The 21539-nt window shown below is 72.7% G+C and carries 19 protein-coding genes; 13 read left to right on the top strand and 6 right to left on the bottom strand.

Features of this window, described 5'->3' with window-relative positions; translation table 11 throughout:
* Positions 1-20 precede the first annotated feature (20 nt).
* Together ACFXPL_RS30085 and ACFXPL_RS30080 are read right to left on the bottom strand one after the other, a co-directional pair.
* Positions 21-869 (bottom strand): alpha/beta fold hydrolase, encoded by an 849-nt coding sequence (locus ACFXPL_RS30085; protein ID WP_384925509.1) that lies wholly within the window; start codon positions 867-869, stop codon positions 21-23.
* A gap of 261 nt (positions 870-1130) precedes the next feature.
* Complete coding sequence (locus ACFXPL_RS30080; protein ID WP_384925507.1) at positions 1131-3137, bottom strand: DEAD/DEAH box helicase; 2007 nt, start codon at positions 3135-3137, stop codon at positions 1131-1133.
* A gap of 526 nt (positions 3138-3663) precedes the next feature.
* Here ACFXPL_RS30080 and ACFXPL_RS30075 point away from each other — a divergent pair.
* Positions 3664-4461 carry a ferritin-like fold-containing protein gene (locus ACFXPL_RS30075; protein WP_384925505.1) on the top strand — a complete coding sequence of 266 codons (798 nt, stop codon included), beginning with the start codon at positions 3664-3666 and terminating at the stop codon, positions 4459-4461.
* A 33-nt stretch (positions 4462-4494) separates the two neighbouring features.
* Here ACFXPL_RS30075 and ACFXPL_RS30070 read toward each other — a convergent pair whose 3' ends face one another.
* The 4 genes from ACFXPL_RS30070 to ACFXPL_RS30055 all read right to left on the bottom strand — a co-directional run bounded on the left by ACFXPL_RS30070 (position 4495) and on the right by ACFXPL_RS30055 (position 6338).
* Entirely contained in the window at positions 4495-4770 is a 276-nt protein-coding gene (locus ACFXPL_RS30070; RefSeq protein WP_384925503.1) for a hypothetical protein, read from the bottom strand.
* Positions 4771-4928: 158 nt separating this feature from the next.
* Positions 4929-5156 (bottom strand): DUF3107 domain-containing protein, encoded by a 228-nt coding sequence (locus ACFXPL_RS30065; protein WP_329829234.1) that lies wholly within the window; start codon positions 5154-5156, stop codon positions 4929-4931.
* A 131-nt stretch (positions 5157-5287) separates the two neighbouring features.
* Positions 5288-5929 (bottom strand): TetR/AcrR family transcriptional regulator, encoded by a 642-nt coding sequence (locus ACFXPL_RS30060; RefSeq protein ID WP_384925500.1) that lies wholly within the window; start codon positions 5927-5929, stop codon positions 5288-5290.
* Between the two features lie 181 nt (positions 5930-6110).
* Complete coding sequence (locus tag ACFXPL_RS30055; RefSeq protein WP_384925498.1) at positions 6111-6338, bottom strand: hypothetical protein; 228 nt, start codon at positions 6336-6338, stop codon at positions 6111-6113.
* 111 nt (positions 6339-6449) lie between these two features.
* On the opposite strand from ACFXPL_RS30055, the gene ACFXPL_RS30050 reads away from it, so the two are divergent.
* The 12 genes from ACFXPL_RS30050 (at position 6450) to moeZ (ending at position 21219) form a co-directional block, all read left to right on the top strand.
* Complete coding sequence (locus tag ACFXPL_RS30050; protein ID WP_384925496.1) at positions 6450-7436, top strand: alpha/beta fold hydrolase; 987 nt, start codon at positions 6450-6452, stop codon at positions 7434-7436.
* An 8-nt stretch (positions 7437-7444) separates the two neighbouring features.
* The gene (locus tag ACFXPL_RS30045) at positions 7445-8806 is read left to right on the top strand and encodes a DUF3152 domain-containing protein (protein WP_384925494.1); all 1362 of its coding nucleotides are present in this window, start codon (positions 7445-7447) and stop codon (positions 8804-8806) included.
* Between the two features lie 149 nt (positions 8807-8955).
* Positions 8956-9054, top strand: a complete 99-nt coding sequence (locus ACFXPL_RS30040; RefSeq protein ID WP_384925492.1) for an Ms4533A family Cys-rich leader peptide — start codon at positions 8956-8958, stop codon at positions 9052-9054.
* 242 nt (positions 9055-9296) lie between these two features.
* Complete coding sequence (locus ACFXPL_RS30035; RefSeq protein ID WP_384925490.1) at positions 9297-11027, top strand: ABC transporter substrate-binding protein; 1731 nt, start codon at positions 9297-9299, stop codon at positions 11025-11027.
* Positions 11024-12067: an ABC transporter permease gene (locus tag ACFXPL_RS30030; protein ID WP_384925488.1), complete on the top strand. Its 1044-nt coding sequence runs from the start codon at positions 11024-11026 to the stop codon at positions 12065-12067. Before ACFXPL_RS30035 ends, ACFXPL_RS30030 begins: the two co-directional genes overlap by 4 nt.
* Positions 12064-13053, top strand: coding sequence for an ABC transporter permease (locus ACFXPL_RS30025; protein WP_384925486.1), 990 nt, complete (start codon positions 12064-12066; stop codon positions 13051-13053). Before ACFXPL_RS30030 ends, ACFXPL_RS30025 begins: the two co-directional genes overlap by 4 nt.
* Positions 13054-13079: 26 nt before the next feature.
* Positions 13080-14762 carry an ABC transporter ATP-binding protein gene (locus ACFXPL_RS30020; protein WP_384925484.1) on the top strand — a complete coding sequence of 561 codons (1683 nt, stop codon included), beginning with the start codon at positions 13080-13082 and terminating at the stop codon, positions 14760-14762.
* Positions 14763-14964: 202 nt separating this feature from the next.
* Positions 14965-16779, top strand: a complete 1815-nt coding sequence (locus tag ACFXPL_RS30015) for a glycosyltransferase (protein ID WP_384925482.1) — start codon at positions 14965-14967, stop codon at positions 16777-16779.
* Entirely contained in the window at positions 16772-18034 is a 1263-nt protein-coding gene (locus tag ACFXPL_RS30010; RefSeq protein ID WP_384925480.1) for a hypothetical protein, read from the top strand. The genes ACFXPL_RS30015 and ACFXPL_RS30010 overlap by 8 nt, the downstream gene beginning before the upstream one ends.
* A 144-nt stretch (positions 18035-18178) precedes the next feature.
* Positions 18179-19159 carry an NAD-dependent epimerase/dehydratase family protein gene (locus ACFXPL_RS30005; RefSeq protein WP_384925478.1) on the top strand — a complete coding sequence of 327 codons (981 nt, stop codon included), beginning with the start codon at positions 18179-18181 and terminating at the stop codon, positions 19157-19159.
* Positions 19147-19968 carry a spherulation-specific family 4 protein gene (locus tag ACFXPL_RS30000; RefSeq protein WP_384925476.1) on the top strand — a complete coding sequence of 274 codons (822 nt, stop codon included), beginning with the start codon at positions 19147-19149 and terminating at the stop codon, positions 19966-19968. Before ACFXPL_RS30005 ends, ACFXPL_RS30000 begins: the two co-directional genes overlap by 13 nt.
* Positions 19969-20040: 72 nt before the next feature.
* Positions 20041-21219, top strand: a complete 1179-nt coding sequence (moeZ, locus tag ACFXPL_RS29995; protein WP_384925474.1) for an adenylyltransferase/sulfurtransferase MoeZ — start codon at positions 20041-20043, stop codon at positions 21217-21219.
* The last annotated feature ends 320 nt before the right edge of the window (positions 21220-21539 follow it).

Genomic DNA, 21539 nt, shown 5'->3' with positions numbered 1-21539 from the left:
TCCGCCCGCGTCCGGCGGCGTCAGTAGAGGCTGTCCCAGAAGTCGGCCAGCGCCGCCGCCGTCTCCGCCGGCCGGTCGGTGTTGGGGGAGTGCTCCGCACCCGCGACGACGGTCCTGCGGGCCCCGAGCCGCCGCGCCATGGCGTCCAGCAGCGGCACCGGCCACACGTCGTCCCGCTCGCCGGAGATCACGTGGAGCGGCAGCCGCTGCACGCCGGCCAGCTCGGCCACCCGGTCCGGCTCGGCGCTGAGCTGGGCGCCGGTCGCGACGAGCTGCGCCGGACTGGTGCGTATCCAGCGTTCGCGCAGGGCGGCGTCGTGGCCGGGGGTGGAGACGTCTGCCGGGGGCTCCATCGTCCGCATCAGGTCCCAGACCTGGGCCATGGTCATGACCGCGAGCGTGTCGCTGAGCAGCTTGATCCGCTCCCGCTGGCCGGGGGTGACCTCGGCGGGCCCCGAGGACATCAGCGTCAGCGAGCGGAACGGGTCCCGGTCGAGCAGCACCGCGGCGCGTGAGATCTGGCCGCCGAGCGAGTGCCCGAGCAGATGTACGGGGGTGTCGAGCGCCGCCGCCTGTGCCAGCACATCGGCCGCCAACTCGGCCCGGGTGTAAGCCTCTTGGGTGTCGGGGCCGTCGGTCTCGTACTGTCCGCGGCCGTCCACGGCGACGGTTCTGTACCCGGCCTCAGCGAGTGGTTCGAGCAGCGCGACGAAGTCCTCCTTGCTGCCGGAGAACCCGGGCAGCATCAGCACGGTCCCGTGCGGCTCCCCGGAGGGCCGCGCGTCGAGGACGGCGAACCGCCCCCGCCGGGTGGCGAGCGTACGGGCGCGGGCGCAGGGGGGCGGGGTGAAGGTGGGCGGCCGACTCATGCGACGAGGCTAACCGCGTACGCGCCCGATCCCCACAGGGCCCCGGTCCACGCCGGGCCCCGGCACGCGCGGGGGTTCCGGTATGCGAAGGGCTCCGGTGCGCGTCGGGCTGCCGGTACGTGAAGGCTCCGGTACGCCCGGTTTCCGGTACGCGGACCCCGGAACCGCCGATGGCCCGGCACCCCCTGAGTGCGGGGCGTCGGGCCATCGGCGGTGTCACTGGCGGCGCCGGTCAGGGCGCCTGGCGGGGTGCGGCTCGGCTCAGCTCTCCTCGGGCTGGGCCTGGGCCGTCTTCGCCGGGGTCGTACGGGCGCGGCGGCGGCGCGGCTTGGGCTCCGCCTCCGCATCCGTGCCGGGCGCCTCGGCGACAGCTTCCGCCGCCGTGGCCTTGGCCTTCTTCGCCGCCTTGACGGGCTTCTCAGCCGCCTCGGCGGTCTCGGTCTTCTCGGCCTTCGGCTTGGCGACGCGGGTACGGCGCCGGGGCTTGGGCTCCTCGGCTTCGGCGGCCTCCGGGGCCGCGGGGGCCTCGACCGCTTCCGCGGCCGGAGCCTCGGGAGCGGCCTTGGCCTTGGCGACGCGGGTGCGGCGGCGCGGCTTGGGCTCCTCGGCCGGAGCCTCGGTGACCGGCGCTTCGGGGGCCGCCACGGCCGTTACGGCCGCCTCGGGGGCCTCCGTCTCCGGCTTGACGGCGCGGGCACGGCGACGGCGCGGCTTGGCCGCGGCCTCCGGCTCCACCTCTACCGGGGCCTCGGCCACGGCCTCCGCCACCACGGTCTCCGGGGACGGCGTCTCCGCGCCGGCACCGGTGCGGGTGCGCCGGCGGCGGCGCGGGGTGCGCGGCTCCACCGGAAGGTCGACCACGGCCGTCTGGAACTGCGGCTCCGGAGCCTCGGCCGGTGCGGACACCGCCGGGGCGCTCGCCCGGACCGGGGCCGGGGCGGCGGCCGTGGGTGTGGCCGTCGCGTCCAGGTTCGTACCGCCACGGGTGCGGCGGCGCTGGCGCGGCGTGCGCGTACGGGCCGGACGCTCCTCCCGTACGGGCGCGGCGGCCGGCGCGGACCTGCGGCCACGGCCACCGGTCTCGCCCAGGTCCTCGACCTGCTCGGCCGAGAGCCCGGCGCGCGTCCGTTCGGCGCGCGGCAGGACACCCTTGGTCCCGGCGGGGATGTTCAGCTCCTCGAAGAGGTGCGGGGAGGTGGAGTACGTCTCCGGAGGGTTGGGGAAGCCGAGGTCGAGCGCCTTGTTGATGAGCTGCCAGCGCGGGATGTCGTCCCAGTCGACCAGCGTCACCGCCGTACCGGACGCCCCCGCGCGGCCGGTGCGGCCGATGCGGTGGAGGTAGGTCTTCTCCTCCTCCGGCGACTGGTAGTTGATGACGTGCGTCACACCTTCGACGTCGATCCCGCGCGCGGCGACGTCCGTGCAGACCAGCACGTCCACCTTGCCGTTACGGAAGGCGCGCAGCGCCTGCTCGCGGGCGCCCTGGCCCAGGTCGCCGTGGACCGCGCCGGAGGCGAAGCCGCGCTGGGCGAGCTGGTCGGCGATGTCGGCGGCCGTGCGCTTCGTACGGCAGAAGATCATGGCGAGTCCGCGGCCCTCGGACTGGAGGATCCGCGAGACCATCTCCGGCTTGTCCATGGAGTGGGCGCGGTAGACCCGCTGGGTCGTGTTGGCCACGGTCGCGCCCGCGTCGTCCGGCGAGGTGGCGCTGATGTGCGTCGGCTGCGACATGTAGCGGCGGGCGAGGCCGATCACCGCGCCGGGCATCGTCGCGGAGAAGAGCATGGTCTGGCGCTTGGGCGGCAGGAGCTGGATGATCCGCTCGACGTCGGGCAGGAAGCCCAGGTCCAGCATCTCGTCGGCCTCGTCGAGGACGAGCCCGCGGACGTGCGAGAGGTCCAGCTTGCGCTGGCCCGCCAGGTCCAGCAGCCGGCCCGGGGTGCCGACGATCACGTCGACGCCCTTCTTGAGGGCCTCGACCTGCGGCTCGTAGGCCCGGCCGCCGTAGATCGCGAGAACGCGTACGTTACGGACCTTGCCGGCCGTCAGCAGGTCGTTGGTGACCTGCTGGCACAGCTCGCGGGTGGGGACGACCACCAGGGCCTGCGGGGCGTTGGTGAGCTGCTCGGGCACGGCCCGGCCGGACTCGACGTCCGCGGGTACGGTGACGCGCTCCAGCAGCGGGAGGCCGAAGCCGAGCGTCTTGCCCGTGCCGGTCTTGGCCTGTCCGATGACGTCCTTGCCCGACAGTGCGACGGGGAGGGTCATCTCCTGGATGGGGAACGGAGACAGAATGCCGACGGCTTCAAGCGCTTCGGCTGTCTCGGGGAGGATTCCGAGTTCTCGGAAAGTCGTAGTCAGGGTGCTGCCTCTTCTGTGAGACGCGGCGTGAGGCGAACGCTGGGGGTCGTACCGCACCTGGGTACTCGGCCGGCCGTGGGTTGGCCGGATGGCGCGGGACCACTGCCGTCGCTCAGAGCGCTCATGCCGCTGAGGGGGCCCCTCATCTGCGGTCGTACGCTTCTGTGCGCACGGTCCGCGCGGAGGGCGGTCGGGGTCGGAGCCGATCGGGCCACCGACCGGGCATCCTCTGGGGCCTGTCCGTGAAGAACGGACCTCGTACAAACAGTACAAACACTGTCAAACATGCGACGGCCCGCCGAATAGTCGGCAGGCTCTTTACCACTGTACCCCGGAATCGCGCATGTGTGTTGGGCGAATTCGTCGGGGTGGTGTGACGGCAGGGTCTGACCAGGCCCTTACGCCCTGGGCGGAGCGGGCTATTGTGCCCCTCATGGAGACGCCCGACAACGCCACGCCGCCCGCATCCGCAGCCGAGGAACCGACCGGATCCGCCGGATCGACCGGATCCACCGCCTCCGAGCCGGCCGGGCCGACCGGTACCGCCGCCCAGGACTGGGAGACGGCCTCGGCCGAGCCGCAGTACCGCGCGGCCGTCGTGGACCTGCTGGGAGCGCTCGCCTACGGCGAGCTGGCGGCCTTCGAGCGGCTCGCGGAGGACGCCAAGCTCGCGCCGACCCTGGCGGACAAGGCGGCGCTGGCGAAGATGGCCGCAGCGGAATTCCACCACTTCGAACAGTTGAACGACCGGCTGCGGGCGATCGACGCCGAGCCGACCGGGGCGATGGAGCCGTTCGCCAAGGCACTGGACGACTTCCACCACCTGACCGCGCCGTCGGACTGGCTGGAGGGCCTGGTCAAGGCGTACGTCGGCGACTCGATCGCCAGTGACTTCTACCGCGAGGTCGCCGCCCGCCTGGACACCGACACCCGCGCGCTGGTCCTGGCCGTGCTGGACGACACCGGGCACGGCAACTTCGCCGTGGAGAAGGTGCGCGCCGCGATCGAGGCGGAGCCGCGCGTCGGCGGCCGGCTCGCGCTCTGGGCGCGCCGTCTGATGGGCGAGGCTCTGTCGCAGGCCCAGCGGGTGGTGGCCGACCGGGACGCGCTCTCCACGATGCTGGTGGGCGGGGTGGCCGGCGGTTTCGACCTCGCGGAGGTCGGCCGGATGTTCTCCCGGATCACCGAGGCGCACACCAAGCGGATGGCCGCCCTCGGGCTGGCCGCCTGACCCGCTCGCTCCTCGACGGGCCGTCCGCCCGCGTCAGGACGGTACGGCGCGGTGCAGCGGGCGGCCCGCGCCCGCCGGGCGGAGCAGCAGCGAGAGCAGCACCGAGGCGACCAGCAGGGCGCCGACCAGGGTCGCCATGACATGGCCTGCGCCGAGCGCCATGTGCGTCACATACGTACCGAAGAGGGCGCCGAGGGGCCCTGCCGCGTACACCGTACGGAGCGCGGGGAGCCGGTCCGCCAGGTGGTGGGCGGCGGCCCATGACAGACCGAGTCCGAGCAGGACCGATCCGAGGATTTCCAGGATCACTGTCGATCACCTCACAACACCGGGGGTGGCTACGCGGTCCGGACCTGCCGGCCCGTCACGTCACTACCCGGCGTGCGGTGAAAACAACCCTCACCACCGCGAAGTGGCCCGGCGGTAATGCCCGCCGGGCCACTCCTTCCGCCGGTTGACGGCAGCGGCTACAGGTTGCCGAAGCCGACCCGTCGCGCCGCCGGCTCACCGATCTCCACGTACGCGATCCGCTCGGCCGGTACGAGCACCTTGCGCCCCTTGTCGTCCGTGAGGCTGAGCAACTGCGCCTTGCCGGCCAGCGCCGCGGACACGGCTCGCTCGACCTCCTCGGCGGACTGCCCGCTCTCCAGAACGATCTCGCGGGGCGTGTGCTGCACGCCGATCTTGACCTCCACGGCTATGTCCCTCCGAACGGTCTGCGTTGCGCGGCCAGCCGCGCTGTACGCAGCACACACTAGCCCGGCGAGACCTGCTGGAAGGCGCCGCGGTGCACGCCCGCAGCGAACACGGGCGGCAACCGGTCGCCTCAGTGCTGTTCGCTGCCGTGCAGCGGGAAGCCGGCGATACCGCGCCAGGCCAGCGAGGTGAGCAGTTGGACGGCCTGTTCGCGGGGGATCTGGGACTGGCTGGAGAGCCAGTAGCGCGCGACGACCTGGGAGACGCCGCCGAGCCCCACCGCGAGCAGCATGGACTCCTCCTTGGAGAGCCCGGTGTCCTCGGCGATCACGTCGGAGATCGCCTCGGCGCACTGGAGGGCGACCCGGTCCACCCGCTCGCGCACCGCGGGCTCGTTCGTCAGGTCCGACTCGAAGACCAGCCGGAACGCGCCGCCCTCGTCCTCCACGTACGCGAAGTACGCGTCCATCGTCGCCTCGACGCGCAGCTTGTTGTCCGTGGTCGAGGCCAGCGCCGTACGGACGGCCAGCAGCAGCGACTCGCAGTGCTGGTCCAACAGGGCGAGATACAGCTCCAGCTTTCCCGGGAAGTGCTGGTAGAGCACCGGCTTGCTGACGCCCGCCCGCTCGGCGATGTCGTCCATCGCGGCCGCGTGGTACCCCTGCGCGACGAATACTTCCTGTGCGGCGCCCAGTAGCTGGTTGCGCCGGGCGCGACGCGGCAGACGGGTGCCCCGCGGGCGCGCCGCCTCGGTCTGCTCTATGGCTGTCACGCCGCCTCCCAAAATTCGTTCCGTGCGCGTGGTGCGCCGCTCCGCCATCGTACTTTTGGGTAACCCGGCCGCGCGTGGTGAGGAGGCAGAATTTCACGGACCGGACGCGTACGGAAACCGCACCGGGCCGTGAGGATCCGCCCGGCCGGGGAAAACGCGGCCGGTGAACCGGGCCGTCACCTCAGCGGTAGTCCTCTTCGTCCAGCTCCACCGCCCTCGCCTGGTCGGCCGCGTCCCCCTCGCTCGCCGTGTCCGGGTCGATGTGCGTCAGCGGTTCGTCGCGGTCCCCTCGTACCTCCGCGCGCTGCTCGGCGGCGTCGGCCTCGGGAACCTCGTCGGCCGCCGTGGCGCTCCTGCCGTCCCGGGCCTCCGCGTCGAAGGTCTCGGGGTCCGTGGGATCGACTCTCATACCGGCCCCCTTTCTCTTCCTCCGAGGGTAGGAGCCGGGGGTGTCCCGCGCCATACGGCCTGTGACGGTGAACACCGGGATTCCGGCGTGATCGTCTCGTAACATTGCCGCATGTCGTCGACCGAGCTGCCGGAATCCGTAGCCGCCGCCGCGGCTCCGAAGGTGAGTCCCGTACGCGTCGCGGAGGGGGAGGAACTGCGCTCCGTCACCCTGCCCGGACTCACGCTGACCGTACGGGCGCGGCCCGCGACCGGTGCCGGGGCCGCGCCCGGGCTGTACGTGCACGGGCTCGGCGGGTCGTCGCAGAACTGGTCGGCGCTGATGCCGTACCTCGCGGACCTGATCGACGGCGAGGCCGTCGACCTGCCCGGCTTCGGGGACTCGCCCCCGCCGCCGGACCGGGCCTACTCGGTCTCCGCCCACGCCCGCGCGGTCGTCCGGCTGCTGGACGCGGGCGGGCGCGGCCCCGTCCACCTCTTCGGCAACTCCCTCGGCGGCGCGGTCGTGACCCGCGTGGCCGCCGCCCGGCCGGATCTGGTGCGGACGCTGACGCTGGTCTCCCCGGCGCTGCCGGAGATCCGGGTGCAGCGGACCGCGCTGCCCACCGCGCTGCTCGCGGTGCCCGGCGTCGCCCCGCTCTTCGGCCGGCTGACCCGGGGGTGGACGGCGGAGCAGCGCACCCGGGGGGTGATGGAGCTCTGTTACGGCGACCCCTCCTCGGTCAAGGACGAGGACGTGCGCCACGCGGTGGCGGAGATGGAGCGCCGGCTCCAACTGCCTCATTTCTGGGAGGCGATGACGGGTTCGGCACGCGGTATCGTCGACGCCTACACCCTGGGCGGGCAGCACGCGTTGTGGCGGCAGGCCGAACGGGTGCTGGCACCGACCCTGCTCGTCTACGGCGGGCGGGACCAAATCGTTTCGTACCGTATGGCCCGGCGGGCTTCGGCGGCCTTCCGTGATTCCCGGCTCCTTACGCTCCCCGACGCCGGGCATGTTGCCATGATGGAGTACCCGCGGCAGGTCGCCCAGGCATGCCGGGACCTCATCGACGCGTACGACTCCGACGACTCGATCGACGAACACGGCAGGAGCTGATCCGGGGCGTGGGACGACACAGCCGCAAAGGCCCCCTACCCCAGGGCTCGCCCGGCGCGGGCGGCCCCGCGGCGGGCGAACCCGGTCAGGACCGGGAGGGGCAGGGGCGGCGCAGGCGTTCCGGCGACGACCGGGACCAGGATCCGGACCAGCACGGCGGACCGGGTCACGGCACCCCCGCGCACGGCGTGCCGCAGGTGCGCGGCGGCCATCCCGAACAGCGGGAGTCCGGAGGCGGTTGGGGCAGCGCGCGGCGCTACGGCGACCGGCAGCGCGCGACACCACACGCCACGGGCGGTACGTCGACGCCGCAGATCCCGGGCCCGCGCAGGGAGTTCGTGGACGCGTTCGACGCCTTCGGCGCGTTCGACGCCCCCGCCGCGGCCACCCCGGCCGTCCCCGTCACCCCGGCCCCCAGGCCCGCACCGAAGACCGGCGGGCGCGACGGCGGCGACGGTACGGGCACGACGGTCACCGGGGAGGACAAGGACGAGGACGACGCCGGGCAGGACACGGAGGAGCCCGCCAGAGGCGGTTGGGGCCGCGCGATCACCGGGATCGCCGCGGCGGCGGTGACCACCGTCCTCGCGGTCGTGGTGGCCGGGCAGGTCACCGGCGCCGGCTCCGGTGACTCCGACGCGCGGGCGGACGGCGGGATCGACCGTACGGAGCAGGACGGCGACGGGGCCTCGCGCTCCGACGAGCGGACCGGCCCCGCCGGAGGGAAGGCGGCGCCTTCGGCCGCCGCCACCGTGGCCACGTACTCCGAGCTGATGACGCGCCAGTTCCCGCTGGACCCGAAGCTGAAGGCGGCGGGCAGCTTCACCGCCGTACCGGGCCTCGCCAAGCCGCCCGGCAAGGCGCCCGCCAAGGGGCAGAAGTTCCGCTACCGCGTGGACATCGAGAACGGACTCGGCCTCGACGGGGCGCTGTTCGCGGACGCCGTCCAGAAGACCCTGAACGACCGGCGGAGCTGGGCCCACAACGGTGCCATGGCCTTCGAGCGGATCTCCAGCGGTGAGTCCGACTTCGTGATCACGCTGGCGAGCCCGGGGACCACGGCGTTCTGGTGCGCGAAGTCCGGTCTCGACACGACCGTCGACAACGTGTCCTGCGACTCGGCCGCGACCGACCGCGTCATGATCAACGCCTTCCGCTGGGCGCAGGGCGCGGAGACCTTCGGCGTCAAGGCGATGTTCCCCTACCGGCAGATGCTGATCAACCACGAGGTCGGCCACCGGCTCGGCCACAACCATGTGAGCTGCCGCACGCCGGGCGCGCTCGCGCCGGTGATGCAGCAGCAGACCAAGACGCTCGACCTCGACGGCATCAAGTGCCGGCCGAACCCCTGGGTCTATCCGGACGCGTGATCCCGGGGCCACGAGGAGCGCGCGTGATCAAGAACGACGCGTCCTGATCATCCGCGAGCACCCGTGATGTGTCGTGATCGTCCGCATGGTGAGAGAGCTGTCTCACTCCGCGTTGACATTCGAACACTGCCTCCTCCATATTTCTCCGCATGTCGTCCCCCTACGCACCAGCCTCCCGTCACACCGCCTTTGAGCTCGCGCTCATCGGTGTGACGCCGCTGTGCGTGGCCGACATTCTCTGTAGCTGACGCCGCCCGAACACGTTACGTCTGCCGCTCTTCTCCGCCGCAGACCGCCGTGGTCGGCGCATTCCGTCCGTACGCGGGCGCGGCGTCCCGGTCTTCTCTGTTCCGTCCTCTCCGCCGCTGCCGCCTGCGCGGACACCGGGCGTTCCACGCCCTCTGTTCCCGTCCCGCTCCCTCCTGTCACTCTTGTGCACTCCGTCACTCTGTGCACGCCGTGCGCGCAGCCCACCGAGAGGCTTCTTCCGATGCGTCAACCGTCCGTGTTCACCCGCCGCGTGACCGTGGCAGCCGTCACCCTGGCCGTGGCAGCGGGCGCCGCCGCCTGCGCGGGCCCCCAGGACAACGATGCCAAGAGCGACGGCTCGGCCCAGGGCAAGCCCCAGAAGGGCGGCACGCTTTCGGTCCTCAACACCGAGCCGCAGGCCGACTTCGACCCGGCGCGCCTCTACACCTCCGGCGGCGGCAACGTCCCCTCACTGGTCTTCCGTACGCTCACCACCCGCAACCGCGAGGACGGCGCCGCCGGCACCAAGGTCGTCCCCGACCTCGCCACCGACACGGGCCGCCCCAACGCGGATGCCACCGAGTGGACGTACACCCTCAAAGAGGGGCTGAAGTTCGAGGACGGCACCCCGATCACCACCGCCGACATCAAGTACGGCATCGAGCGCTCCTTCGCCGGCGAACTCTCCGGCGGCGCCCCCTACCTGCGCGACTGGCTGATCGGCGGCGCCGACTACCAGGGCCCGTACAAGGACACGTCGTCGACGGGGCTGGCCTCGATCGTGACGCCCGACGCGAGAACCATCGTCTTCAAGCTGAACAAGCCCGAGGGCGACTTCCCCTTCGTCGCCACCCAGACGCAGTTCGCGCCGGTGCCCAAGGCCAAGGACAAGGGCGCCAAGTACGAGGAGCACCCGGTCTCCTCGGGCCCGTACAAGGTCGTCAAGAACGAGGGCGACGGCCAGCACATGGTGCTGGAGCGCAACCCGCACTGGTCCGAGAAGACCGACGACCAGCGCCACGCCTACCCCGACAAGATCGACGTCAAGGCCGGTCTCGACTCGGCCGTCATCAACCAGCGGCTCGCCACCAGCTCGGGCGCCGACGCCGCCGCCATCACCACCGACACCAACCTCGGCCCCGCCGAACTGGCCGAGGTCGGCAGCGACAAGGCGCTCGCCGCCCGCGTCGGCACCGGTCACTTCGGCTACACGAACTACCTCGCCTTCAACCCGAAGGTGAAGCCGTTCGACAACCCCAAGGTGCGCCAGGCGATCTCCTACGCCATCAACCGCACCAGCGTGATCAACGCTGCGGGCGGCTCCGCGCTCGCCGAGCCCGCCACCACCTTCCTGCCCGAGCAGAAGGCGTTCGGCTACACGCCGTACGACCACTTCCCGGCGGGTAAGACCGGCGACCCGGCCAAGGCCAAGGAACTGCTGAAGGAGGCCGGTCACCCGAACGGACTGACCATCTCCCTGATCCACTCCACCGCGCAGAACCGCGAGACCAGCCCCGAGGTCGCCACGGCCGTCCAGGAAGGGCTCAAGAAGGCGGGCATCACCGTCAAGCTGGTGGGACTGGAACCGAACGCGTTCAACGAGGCCCGCTGGAGCGTCAAGAACGGGCCCGGCCTCTTCCTCTCCCGATGGGGCGCCGACTGGCCGTCCGGCGGCCCCTTCCTGGCGCCGATCTTCGACGGCCGGCAGATCGTCAAGGACGGCTCCAACTTCAACCACGCGCAGTTCGACGACGCGTCGGTCAACAAGGAGATCGACGAGATCAACAAGCTGACCGACCTGTCCGCGGCGGCGAAGCGCTGGGGCGCGCTCGACAAGAAGATCGGTGAGCAGGCCCTCGACGTGCCGCTCTTCCACCCCGTCTACAAGCGGCTCTACGGCAAGGACGTCAAGAACATCGTGATCAGCGACTGGACCGGCGTCCTCGACATCTCGCAGGTCGCGGTCAAGTGAATACCGCTCCCGACCCGGTGACGGCAGGGGCGGCGGCCACCACGGCCCCCGCCCCGGCCGCTGCCGCTCCCGTCTCCGGCGCGGGCCAGGTCTGGCGACGGCTGCGCGGACGACCCTCGGCCCTGGTGGCCGGGGGCGTCCTCGCCCTGCTCGTCGTACTGGCGCTCGCCGCGCCGCTGCTCGCCGCGCTCGAAGGCCAGGACCCGAACACGTACCACGACTCGCTCGTCGACTCGGCGCGCGGCGGCGTGCCCCACGGCTCGTTCGGCGGGGTGAGCGGCGACCACTGGCTCGGTGTCGAACCCGGCACCGGACGCGACCTGTTCGTACGGCTCCTCTACGGCGCCCGCGTCTCGCTGCTCGTCGCCCTCGGCGCCACCGTCGTCCAGGTGGCGATCGGCGTCACCGTCGGCCTCGCGGCCGGTCTCGGCAACCGGTGGCTGGACACCTTCCTCAGCCGGGTCGCCGATGTGATGATCTCGCTGCCGATGCTGGTGCTCGCCATCGCCCTGACGGCCGTCGTCCCCCAGGACTTCCCCCGCCCCCTGCTGCTGATCCTCGTCATCGGCCTGCTCAACTGGGGCGGCACCTCACGGATCGTCCGAGCGCAGACCCTCACGCTGAAGCAGCTCGACTTCGTCGCCGCGGCCCGGCTCGGCGGCTCAGGACGGCTGCGTGTCGCGCGACGCGAGGTGCTGCCCTCGCTCGCGGCGCCCGTCATCACCTACGCGGCGATCCTGGTCCCCACCAACATCGTCATCGAGGCGTCGCTGTCCTTCCTCGGGGTCGGCGTCAAGCCGCCGACCCCGTCGTGGGGCGTGATGCTGTCGACCGCGCAGACCTGGTTCCGGGCGGACCCGATGTACGTCCTGCTCCCCGCCGGGCTGCTCTTCGTGACCGTGCTCGCCTTCACCGTGCTGGGCGACGCGGTACGCACCGCGCTCGACCCGCGCGAGGCCAGCCGGCTGCGGGTCGGGACGCGGACCCGCACCCGTACGCCGGGCAAGGCCCGCACCCCCCTCAAGGACACCGCCTCATGACGCGCTATCTGCTCAAACGGCTGGCCGGCGCGCTCCTGGTCCTGCTCGTGCTCTCCGTCGTCGTCTACGCGCTCTTCTACCTGGCGCCCGGCGACCCGGCCCGGCTCGCCTGCGGCGAGCGCTGCTCCACCCAGCAGGTCGACCAGGTACGGGAACGCCTCGGCCTCGGCCAGTCGGTCTTCGCGCAGTACGGACACTTCCTGCGCGGCATCGTCGCGGGGCGCGACTACTCCACCGGCACCTCGATGCTGCACTGCGACGCGCCCTGCCTCGGCTTCTCGTACAAGACCGACCAGCAGGTCACCCAGCTCATCCTGGAGCGGCTGCCCGCGACGCTCTCCCTCGCCGTAGGCGCGATGGTCGTCTGGCTGGTCATCGGGATCGGCACCGGCCTGCTCTCCGCGCTGCGGCGCGGCGGGATCACCGAGCGCGCGCTGACCGTGCTCACCCTCGCCGGGACCGGCACGCCCGTCTTCATCCTGGGCCTGCTGCTCCTGATGGTGGTCTGCGCGTACCTTCAGTGGCTGCCGTTCCCCTCGTACGTACCGCTGAGCGAGGACCCCGAGCAGTGGATGTGGAACATGCTGCTCCCCTGGCTCACCCTGGGGCTCTTCGAGAGCGCGAAATACGCGCGGCTGACGCGCAGTTCCACGCTGGAGACGCTGGCCGAGGACCACATCCGCACCTTCCGCGCCTACGGGGTGGGGGAGCGCGCGGTCGTCGGACGGCACGCGCTGCGCGGCGCCCTGCCGCCGGTCATCGCGCTCAACGCGAACGATTTCGGCACGGTGATGGGCGGCGCGGTGCTCACCGAGACCCTGTTCGGCATCCCCGGCGTCGGCAAGACGCTCATCGACTCGGTACGGGACGTCGACCTGCCGGTGGTGGTGGGCGTGGTGCTGGTGACCGGAGCGGCCGTCGTGCTGGCCAATGTCGTGGCGGACCTGCTGTACGCCGTGGCCGACCGAAGGGTGGCACTCCTGTGACGCGTACGACCTCTGTGACTCCTGAGGTGTCCGCTACGGAGCAACTGGTCCTCGTGGAGGACCTGACCGTCGACTTCACGGCGGGCGACGACGAGACCGTACGCGCCGTGGACGGGCTCTCCTTCTCGCTCGCCGCGGGCCGGGCGATCGGCCTGGTCGGTGAGTCCGGCAGCGGCAAGAGCACCGTCGCGAGCGCGCTCCTCGGGCTGCACCGGGGGACCGGCGCGCACGTCGGCGGTACGGTCCGGGTCGCCGGTACGGACGTGGGCACCGCCTCCGAGCGCGAACTGCGCGCGCTGCGCGGCGCGGTGGCCGCGATGGTCTTCCAGGACCCGCTCTCCTCACTGGACCCGTACTACACGGTGGGGGACCAGATCGCGGAGGTCTACCGCGTGCACACCCGGGCCACCCGGCGCGCGGCGCGTGCGCGGGCGGTCGAGGTGCTGGACCGCGTGGGCATCCCCGACGCCGCGCGCCGCGCGCGCTCCCGGCCGCACGAGTTCAGCGGCGGAATGCGCCAGCGCACGCTGATCGCGATGGCACTGGCCTGCGAGCCGCGCCTGCTGATCGCGGACGAACCGACCACTGCGCTCGACGTGACCGTCCAGGCGCAGATCCTCGACCTCCTCCACGACCTGCGCCGTGAGACGGGCATGGGGCTGCTGCTGGTCACCCACGACGTGGGCGTCGCCGCGGAGAGCGTCGACGAGGTCCTGGTGATGCGGCACGGGCGCGAGATCGAGCGCGGCTCCGTCGCGGACGTCCTGGGCGCGCCGAAGGACACGTACACGCGCACCCTGCTGTCGGCGGTGCCCCGGGTGGACGCGCCGGTCGAACGCGCCCCGGGCGCTCCGGGCTCCGACGGCCCGCTGATCGAAGCCGTGGGACTGCGCCGGGAGTTCCGGCGCGGACGGGAGACCGTCACTGCGGTGGACGGGGTCTCGCTCACCGTCGCGCCGGGGGAGACCCTGGGCATCGTCGGCGAGTCCGGCAGCGGCAAGACCACGCTCGGCCGGATGCTCGTACGGCTGCTCGACCCGACCGCCGGGACCCTGGACTACCGGGGTACGGAGATCGCCACGGCGTCCGAGAAGGAGCTGCGGCCCTACCGCCGCGAACTCCAGATGATCTTCCAGGACCCGGTCTCGTCGCTCAACCCGCGCCGTTCGGTGGGCGAGTCCGTCGCGGACCCGCTGCGGGCCGCGGGGGAGCTGGACGAGCACCGGATCGTCGAGCGGGTACGGGGGCTGCTGGAGCGGGTCGGGCTCGACCCCGACCGGTACGACCGGTACCCGCACGAGTTCAGCGGCGGCCAGCGCCAGCGCGTCGGGATCGCCCGCGCGCTCGCCGCCGAGCCCCGGCTGATCGTCTGCGACGAGCCCGTCTCCGCGCTCGACGTGACCACCCAGGCACAGGTCATCGCGCTCCTGGCGGAGCTCCAGCGGGAGCTGGGTCTCGCGCTGGTCTTCATCGCGCACGACCTCGCCGTCGTCCGCCAGGTCAGCGACCGCATCGCCGTCATGAAGGACGGCAGGATCGTGGAACAGGGCACGGTCGAGGAGGTCTACGGGGCGCCCTCAGAGGCGTACACGAAGCAGCTCCTGGCCGCCGTCCCCGCGCTCGACCCGGGGCTCGCGGCGGCGCGCCGCGCGGCCCGCCGGGAGCTTCCGGCGCCCGCCGCGCCCGCCGAGGAAGCCGCCCTGACCTGAGCCACGAGGTTCGCCGTACGTAACTGTTCCTTTTCGTAGTGCGACAGAACGCCGCCGGTACGAGAAAGTTACGTGCATTCACCCCTTCCGGTGGTGCGACGGACAACCGTCCGTCGTACCACCCGGTTGTCCGCTTACGGTCGTTCCGCTGCGTGTCGCCGATCAACGGTGGCCGCCCACAAGGGAGATCGGGGGTGCGCTCGTGCGGATCGGACTGCTTACGGACGGTGGGTATCCGTATGCGACGGGTGAGTCCAGGCTCTGGTGCGACCGGCTCGTACGCGGCCTCGCGCCGCACGAGTTCCACATCTACGCGCTCAGCCGCAGCGCCCAACAGGAGCGCGCCGGCTGGGTCCTGCTGCCACCCCACATCCCCGCGGAACAGGTGCGCACGGCGCCGCTCTGGGCGCCGGCCGACGACGGCCGCGGCTACGGGCGGCGCGACCGGCGACGGTTCGCACTCCACTTCGGCCGGCTGGCCGAGGCGGTCTGTGCCGAGGGCGGGCCGGACAGCACGGGCCGCGTGGCCTTCGCCGAGGGGCTGTACGGACTGGCCGACCTCGGCAGGGAGCGCGGCGGGCTGTACGCGGCGCTCCGCTCCGAGACCGCCGTACGGCTGCTGGAGTCGGCCTGCCGGGCACCCGGCGCGCGCCGGAGCGTGCAGACCGCGACCGTGCCCGACTTCCTCGCGTTCGCCGACCAGTTGGAGCGCGCGCTGCGTCCCCTGTCGCTCGACTGGTACGGCGAGGACGACGGGCTGGGCGCGGTCGACCTCTGCCACGCGGCCTCCGGCGGCTCGGCGGCCCTGTCGGGACTGCTGGCCAAACGCTTCTTCGGGGTCCCGCTCCTGGTCACCGAGTACGGCGTACGGCTGCGGGCGCACTACCTGGCGACGGCGGGCGCCCCGGGTGCGGGCACCGGAAGCGTGGACGTCCTGTCCGGCGCGCCGGTGCGCGCCCTGCTCGCGGCCTTCCACCGACGGCTCGCCGCCGAGATCTACCGCCAGGCGGGCGTCATCACCCCCGGCAACCTGCACGCCCGGCGCTGGCAGGAACGGTGCGGCGCCGACCGCGCCAAGCTGCGGACGGTCTACCCGGGGATGGAGGCGGAACGGTTCGCGGCGTTCGCGGACGAACCCGGCGGTGGCCCCGAGGACAGTGCGGGCGTGGACGGCGTTGGCGTCGGTGGCGTGGACGGCAGTGGCGTCGGCGGCGGTGGCGAGGACGGTCCTGCGACGCTGGTCTGGGTCGGCAGGATCGAACCGGCCAAGGACCTGATCTCGCTGCTGCACGCCTTCGCGGAGATCCGCAGGGCGGAGCCGGACACCCGGCTGCGGATCGTCGGCGCGCCGGTACGGGACGAGGCGGGCGCCGCGTACCTCGCGCACTGCCGGGGGCTGGCGGCCCAGCTCTTCCCCGACGAGGCGGCCGACGCCCACGCCGTCGGCGACAACCCCGTCTCCTTCGAGGAGATCGGCGGCCCCGAGGCGCCCGACCTGCCGGAGGCGTACGGCTCGGGCAGCCTGGTCGTGCTGTCCAGCGTGGTCGAGGGCTTCCCGATCAGCCTGGTCGAAGCGATGTTCTGCGCGCGCGCCACGGTCTCGACGGACGTCGGGGCGGTCGTCGAGGTCATCGGCGGTACGGGACTGGTCGTACCCCCGCGCAATCCGCGGGCGCTCGCGGACGCGTGCGTCGCGCTGCTGCGCGACCCCGAGCGCCGCGCACTCCTGGGCGCCGCGGCCCGCGCCCGCGCACTCGAACTCTTCACCGTCGAGCAGAACCTCGCCGCGTTCCGCGCGCTCTACCTGGAACTCATCTCCCACGCCCCCGTACGACGCGCGGCCGAGTCGGTCGACGCCGACGGAGCCCCCCTGCCCTTCGCCCACCCGGCCGAGACCCATGTCCCGGGCCACTGGACGGCGACCCGCCGCCGGTCCCCGCACACCACCCCGAGCTGGGCGAACCCCACCGGGCCGCGCGTCGGCGCCTACGCCGGAGCGGGGGACCACGATGGCTGACACCCACCACGCCCGCACGACCGGGGCCGGTCACCCGGTGGCCGGGGGCCACGGCCCGGGGAAGAAGGGGAGCGGGCGGCGCGGGGGGTCCGCCGATCCGGTCAAGGCGCTGCTGCACCGGCATCGGGCGCTCTGCGAGCGGGCCGTCGATCCGCTGGAGATCGCCGCCGGACTCGAAGCCCACGGGATCACCGACCGTACCGCCGCGCGCTTCCGGCACCGGGACGTGTTCTCGCTCGCCGAGGAGCTGTACGCACGGGTTCCACAGGGCACCGACGGAGCCGGCGGTGCGGAGGGGACGGTCGGTGCGGACGGCGCCCACGGGGCGGACGGTACCGACGGTGCGGGCCCCGCGCGCCGCCCACGAGGCGCGCGCCCCGCACGGACGGACACGGCACGGACAAGCGCGGCACGGACAGACACGGCACGGACCGGCGCCGCACGGACCGGCGCCGCGTGGGCGGGCGTCGTGCTGCTGCCCGGCGCCGTCGCCTCCCTCACCCTCGCCGGGCTTGAGCACAGCACCGGCCAGCGGCAGCTCGCGATAGCCCTGGCGGGCGCCCTCGCGCTCTCCGGCACGGTGTCCGCCTGCCTCCGCCGCGGCCCCCTGCGCGCCGAGGGCCGTACCGTACCCGCCGCCGGACTCTGGACGTACGCGCTGCTGGCCTACCTGCTCTGCGGCGACGGCCTCCTCACCGCGCTCCTCGACGGCGGCCCCCACGGGCCCTGGCCCGCCACCGCGACCCCCCTCGTGACGCTCGCCGCCGCCGTCGCGCCCGCCGCCTGGTGCGCCCGCCTCTTCTCCGTACGGGCGCGCCGCGGGCTCACCGCCAGCCGCGGCCTCGCCGACTTCGCCGCGCGGGCGCGCCCCCTGCTCCTCGCCGTCGTCGGGCTGTACACCTGCGCCCTCGCCGTGCTGACCCCGCTGACCAACCTGCTCTACGCCGAGAGCGGCGCGCTCGCCCCCACCGTCGCGCTCGGCACCCTGTTCCTGCTCGCCCGGCTCCTCGCCGTCCACGGCTTCTCCGACTCGGCGGCCACCGGCCTCGCCACCGCCTGCGCCCTGGAGGTCCTGGCCTGCGGGTCCGTGCTCGCCGGCCGCCTCCCCGGCTGCGCCGCGCTCGCCGCCCCGGTCCGCGCCCTCGTCGATGCCGCAGGACCGGCCGCCGTACCTGCCCTCGCCTGCGGCGCCGCCGCCCTCGGACTCCTCATCCACGCCGCCGTCGCCCTCTCCCGGGCCTCGGCGCACACCTGACCCCCGCACGCCCCCGGCCCCCACAGCCCTCGGCTCACAGCTCACAGCTCACAGAAGAAGCAGGCAGAAGGAGACGCACGACATGACCCCGCAATCCCCAGTACCGGCCCCCGAGACGGCCCGTCCGCACGGAGGGGGCGCGCGATGAGGGTCCTGCTGCTCGGTGCCAACGGTTTCCTCGGCCGCTTCGTGGCCGACCGGCTGCTCGCCGACCCCGCCGTGCACCTGACCGCGCTCGGCCGCGGCGACGACGCCGACGTACGGTTCGACCTCGCCGGGGGCAGCCCCGGCGCGCTCACCCGGTTCCTGGACGCCGTCCACCCCGGAGTCGTCATCAACTGCGCCGGAGCCACCCGCGGCGGTGCCCGCGAACTCACCCGGCACAACACCGTCGCCGTCGCCACCGTCTGCGAGGCCCTGCGCCGCAGCGGCTGCGGCGCCCGGCTCGTCCAGCTCGGCTGTGCCTCCGAGTACGGTCCCTCCCAGCAGGGCTCGTCCACCGCCGAGGACGCCGTGCCCCGCCCCGGCGGCCCGTACGGCGTCTCCAAGCTCGCCGCGTCCGAGCTGGTCCTCGGCTCCGGGCTCGACGCCATCGTGCTCCGGGTCTTCTCACCGGTCGGCCCCGGCACCCCGGCGGGCTCCCCGCTCGGCCGGCTCGCCGAGGCGATGCGCCGCGCCATGCAGTCCGGCGACGGCGAGCTGAAGCTCGGCGGACTCGGCGTCCAGCGCGACTTCGTGGACGTACGCGACGTCGCGCGCGCCGTGCACGCCGCCTCGCTCTCCGCGGCCCAGGGCGTCGTCAACATCGGCACCGGCCGCGCCGTGAAGCTCAGGGACGCCGCCGCCGTACTCGCCAGGGTCGCCGGATTCGCCGGCGCCCTGAACGAACTCGACCTGCCCCAAGGGCCCCCCGGGCTGCGCGCCGCGCACCCCGTCATCGGCGCCCCCCGCGCCGAGACGGTGGCCGAACACCTGGGCGCGGGCCCGTTCCCGTACCCCGACGGCTGCGGTGCCTGGCAGCAGGCCGACGTACGGACCGCGCGCGACCGGCTCGGCTGGCGCCCGCGGATCAATCTGGAGGAGTCCCTCGCGGACATCTGGATGGAGGCGGCATGCCGCATCTGACCCCGGGCGGAGGCGGCGCGTCCCCCCACCACCGGAACGCGCTGCCTCTCACCGCCCTCCCCCGGGCCGCGCCCCGCCCCGTCCGCGCGGGCGGGCTCGGCCTCGGCGTCCCCGGTTACGCGCACCCGCTGGTCGCGCCCGTCGAGTGGGCCGAACTGACCCGCCAGGACGTCCCCCTGCACTGGGCCGTCCTCAACGTCGCGGACGGCCCCGGCATCCGCCCCGACCCGCACTGCCTCGACACCGCGGGGCGGCTCACCAACGCACGGCTCCGGGTGCTCGGCCATCTGGACCTGGCGTACGGGGGCCGGCCCTTCGAGGAGATCGTCGCCGACGCGCGGCGCTTCCTCGACTGGTACCGGGTCGGCGGCTTCTACCTCGACCGGTGCCCGGCGGGGCGCGCGGAGCTGCCCCACGTACGACGGACGGCCGCGGCCCTGGAGGCGCTGCTGGACGACGTCCACGGCGGCGCCGGTGACGGCGGCTACATCGTCCTCGGACACGGGATCCACCCGCACCCCGGGTACGCGGGGGCCGCCGACCAGCTGGTGACCTTCTCCGGGCCGTGGAGCGACTACCGCTGGTCGCAGGCGGCGGAGTGGACGGCGGAGTACCCGCCGGAGCGCTTCGTCCATCTCGTCCACGGGGTGCCGCGCGCCCGTCTCGACGAGGCGTTGCGCGTCGCGCGCCGGCAAGGGGCGGGGACGATCTTCTTCACGGACCGGACAGGGACGACCGACCCGTTCGAGACCCTGCCCGGCTTCTGGGACGAATTCGTCTCGCGAGTCGGACCGTGTGTCTCGGAATGAGAAGGGCCGTGGCAGTGTTACAGGGAGAACAACCGTACTGAATGACCGGCCAACCCCCTAGTTGAGGTCCCTGTGTCGCTGCCACCCCTGGTCGAGCCCGCTGCCGAGCTCACCGTCGACGAGGTCCGCAGGTACTCCCGTCATCTCATCATCCCGGACGTGGGGATGGACGGGCAGAAGCGGCTGAAGAACGCGAAGGTGCTGTGTGTGGGCGCCGGAGGTCTTGGCTCCCCGGCCCTGATGTATCTGGCCGCGGCCGGTGTCGGCACTCTCGGCATCGTGGAGTTCGACGAGGTCGACGAGTCGAACCTCCAGCGTCAGATCATTCACAGCCAGGCTGACATCGGCCGTTCCAAGGCCGCGTCGGCGCGTGACTCCGTTCTCGGCATCAACCCCTATGTGAACGTGATCCTTCACGAAGAGCGGCTTGAGGCCGAGAACGTGATGGAGATCTTCTCCCAGTACGACCTGATCGTGGACGGCACCGACAACTTCGCCACCCGCTATCTGGTCAACGACGCCTGCGTGCTGCTGAACAAGCCGTACGTATGGGGTTCGATCTACCGCTTCGACGGCCAGGCCAGCGTCTTCTGGTCCGAGCACGGCCCCTGCTACCGCTGCCTCTACCCGGAGCCGCCGCCCCCCGGCATGGTCCCCTCCTGCGCCGAGGGCGGCGTGCTGGGCGTGCTCTGCGCGTCCATCGGCTCCATCCAGGTCACCGAGGCGATCAAGGTACTGGCGGGCATCGGCGACCCGCTGGTCGGCCGACTGGTGATCTACGACGCCCTGGAGATGCAGTACCGCCAGGTCAAGGTCCGCAAGGACCCCGACTGCGCGGTCTGCGGCGCGAACCCGACCGTCACCGAACTCATCGACTACGAGGCCTTCTGCGGCGTCGTCTCCGAGGAGGCCCAGGAGGCGGCGGCCGGCTCGACGATCACTCCCAAGCAGCTCAAGGAGTGGATCGACGAGAAGGAGAACATCGAGATCATCGATGTCCGGGAGCCGAACGAGTACGAGATCGTCTCCATCCCCGGCGCCAAGCTGATCCCGAAGAACGAGTTCCTGATGGGCACCGCCCTGGCGACCCTCCCGCAGGACAAGAAGATCGTCCTGCACTGCAAGACGGGCGTCCGCAGTGCGGAAGTCCTCGCGGTGCTCAAGTCCGCGGGCTTCTCGGACGCGGTGCATGTCGGGGGCGGGGTCATCGGCTGGGTCAACCAGATCGAGCCGGAGAAGCCGATCTACTAGGGCGTGTTTCGAAAGTCCCGCCTGGCCCGCGACGTCTGGCACGCACGCTCGCTGCGTTGCCGGAGTCGTCCGAGTACGTCCGGGCCATCGAGGGTGCCGATCCTCCGCCTCGCGATCGCGCTCGGCATCCGAAGGAGGATTCGGTGTGCCGAGACGGAGCGAGCGGAGCGAGTGCAGTGCACCGGACGCCGCAGGCCGTGCCCTACGGGCGGACGGCGCTACTTTCGAAACACGCCCTAGATCCCGCGGACCAGCCGGATCCCGCGGATCCGTTCCGTACGTCTCCTGGATCCCCAGCGGAGAGGGGCCGGTCCACGCAC

This window comes from Streptomyces sp. NPDC059092, assembly GCF_042756365.1.
Taxonomy (GTDB): Bacteria; Actinomycetota; Actinomycetes; order Streptomycetales; family Streptomycetaceae; genus Streptomyces.
Note: the sequence above shows the minus strand (reverse complement) of the source record. Positions and strands in the feature narration are given on the sequence as shown.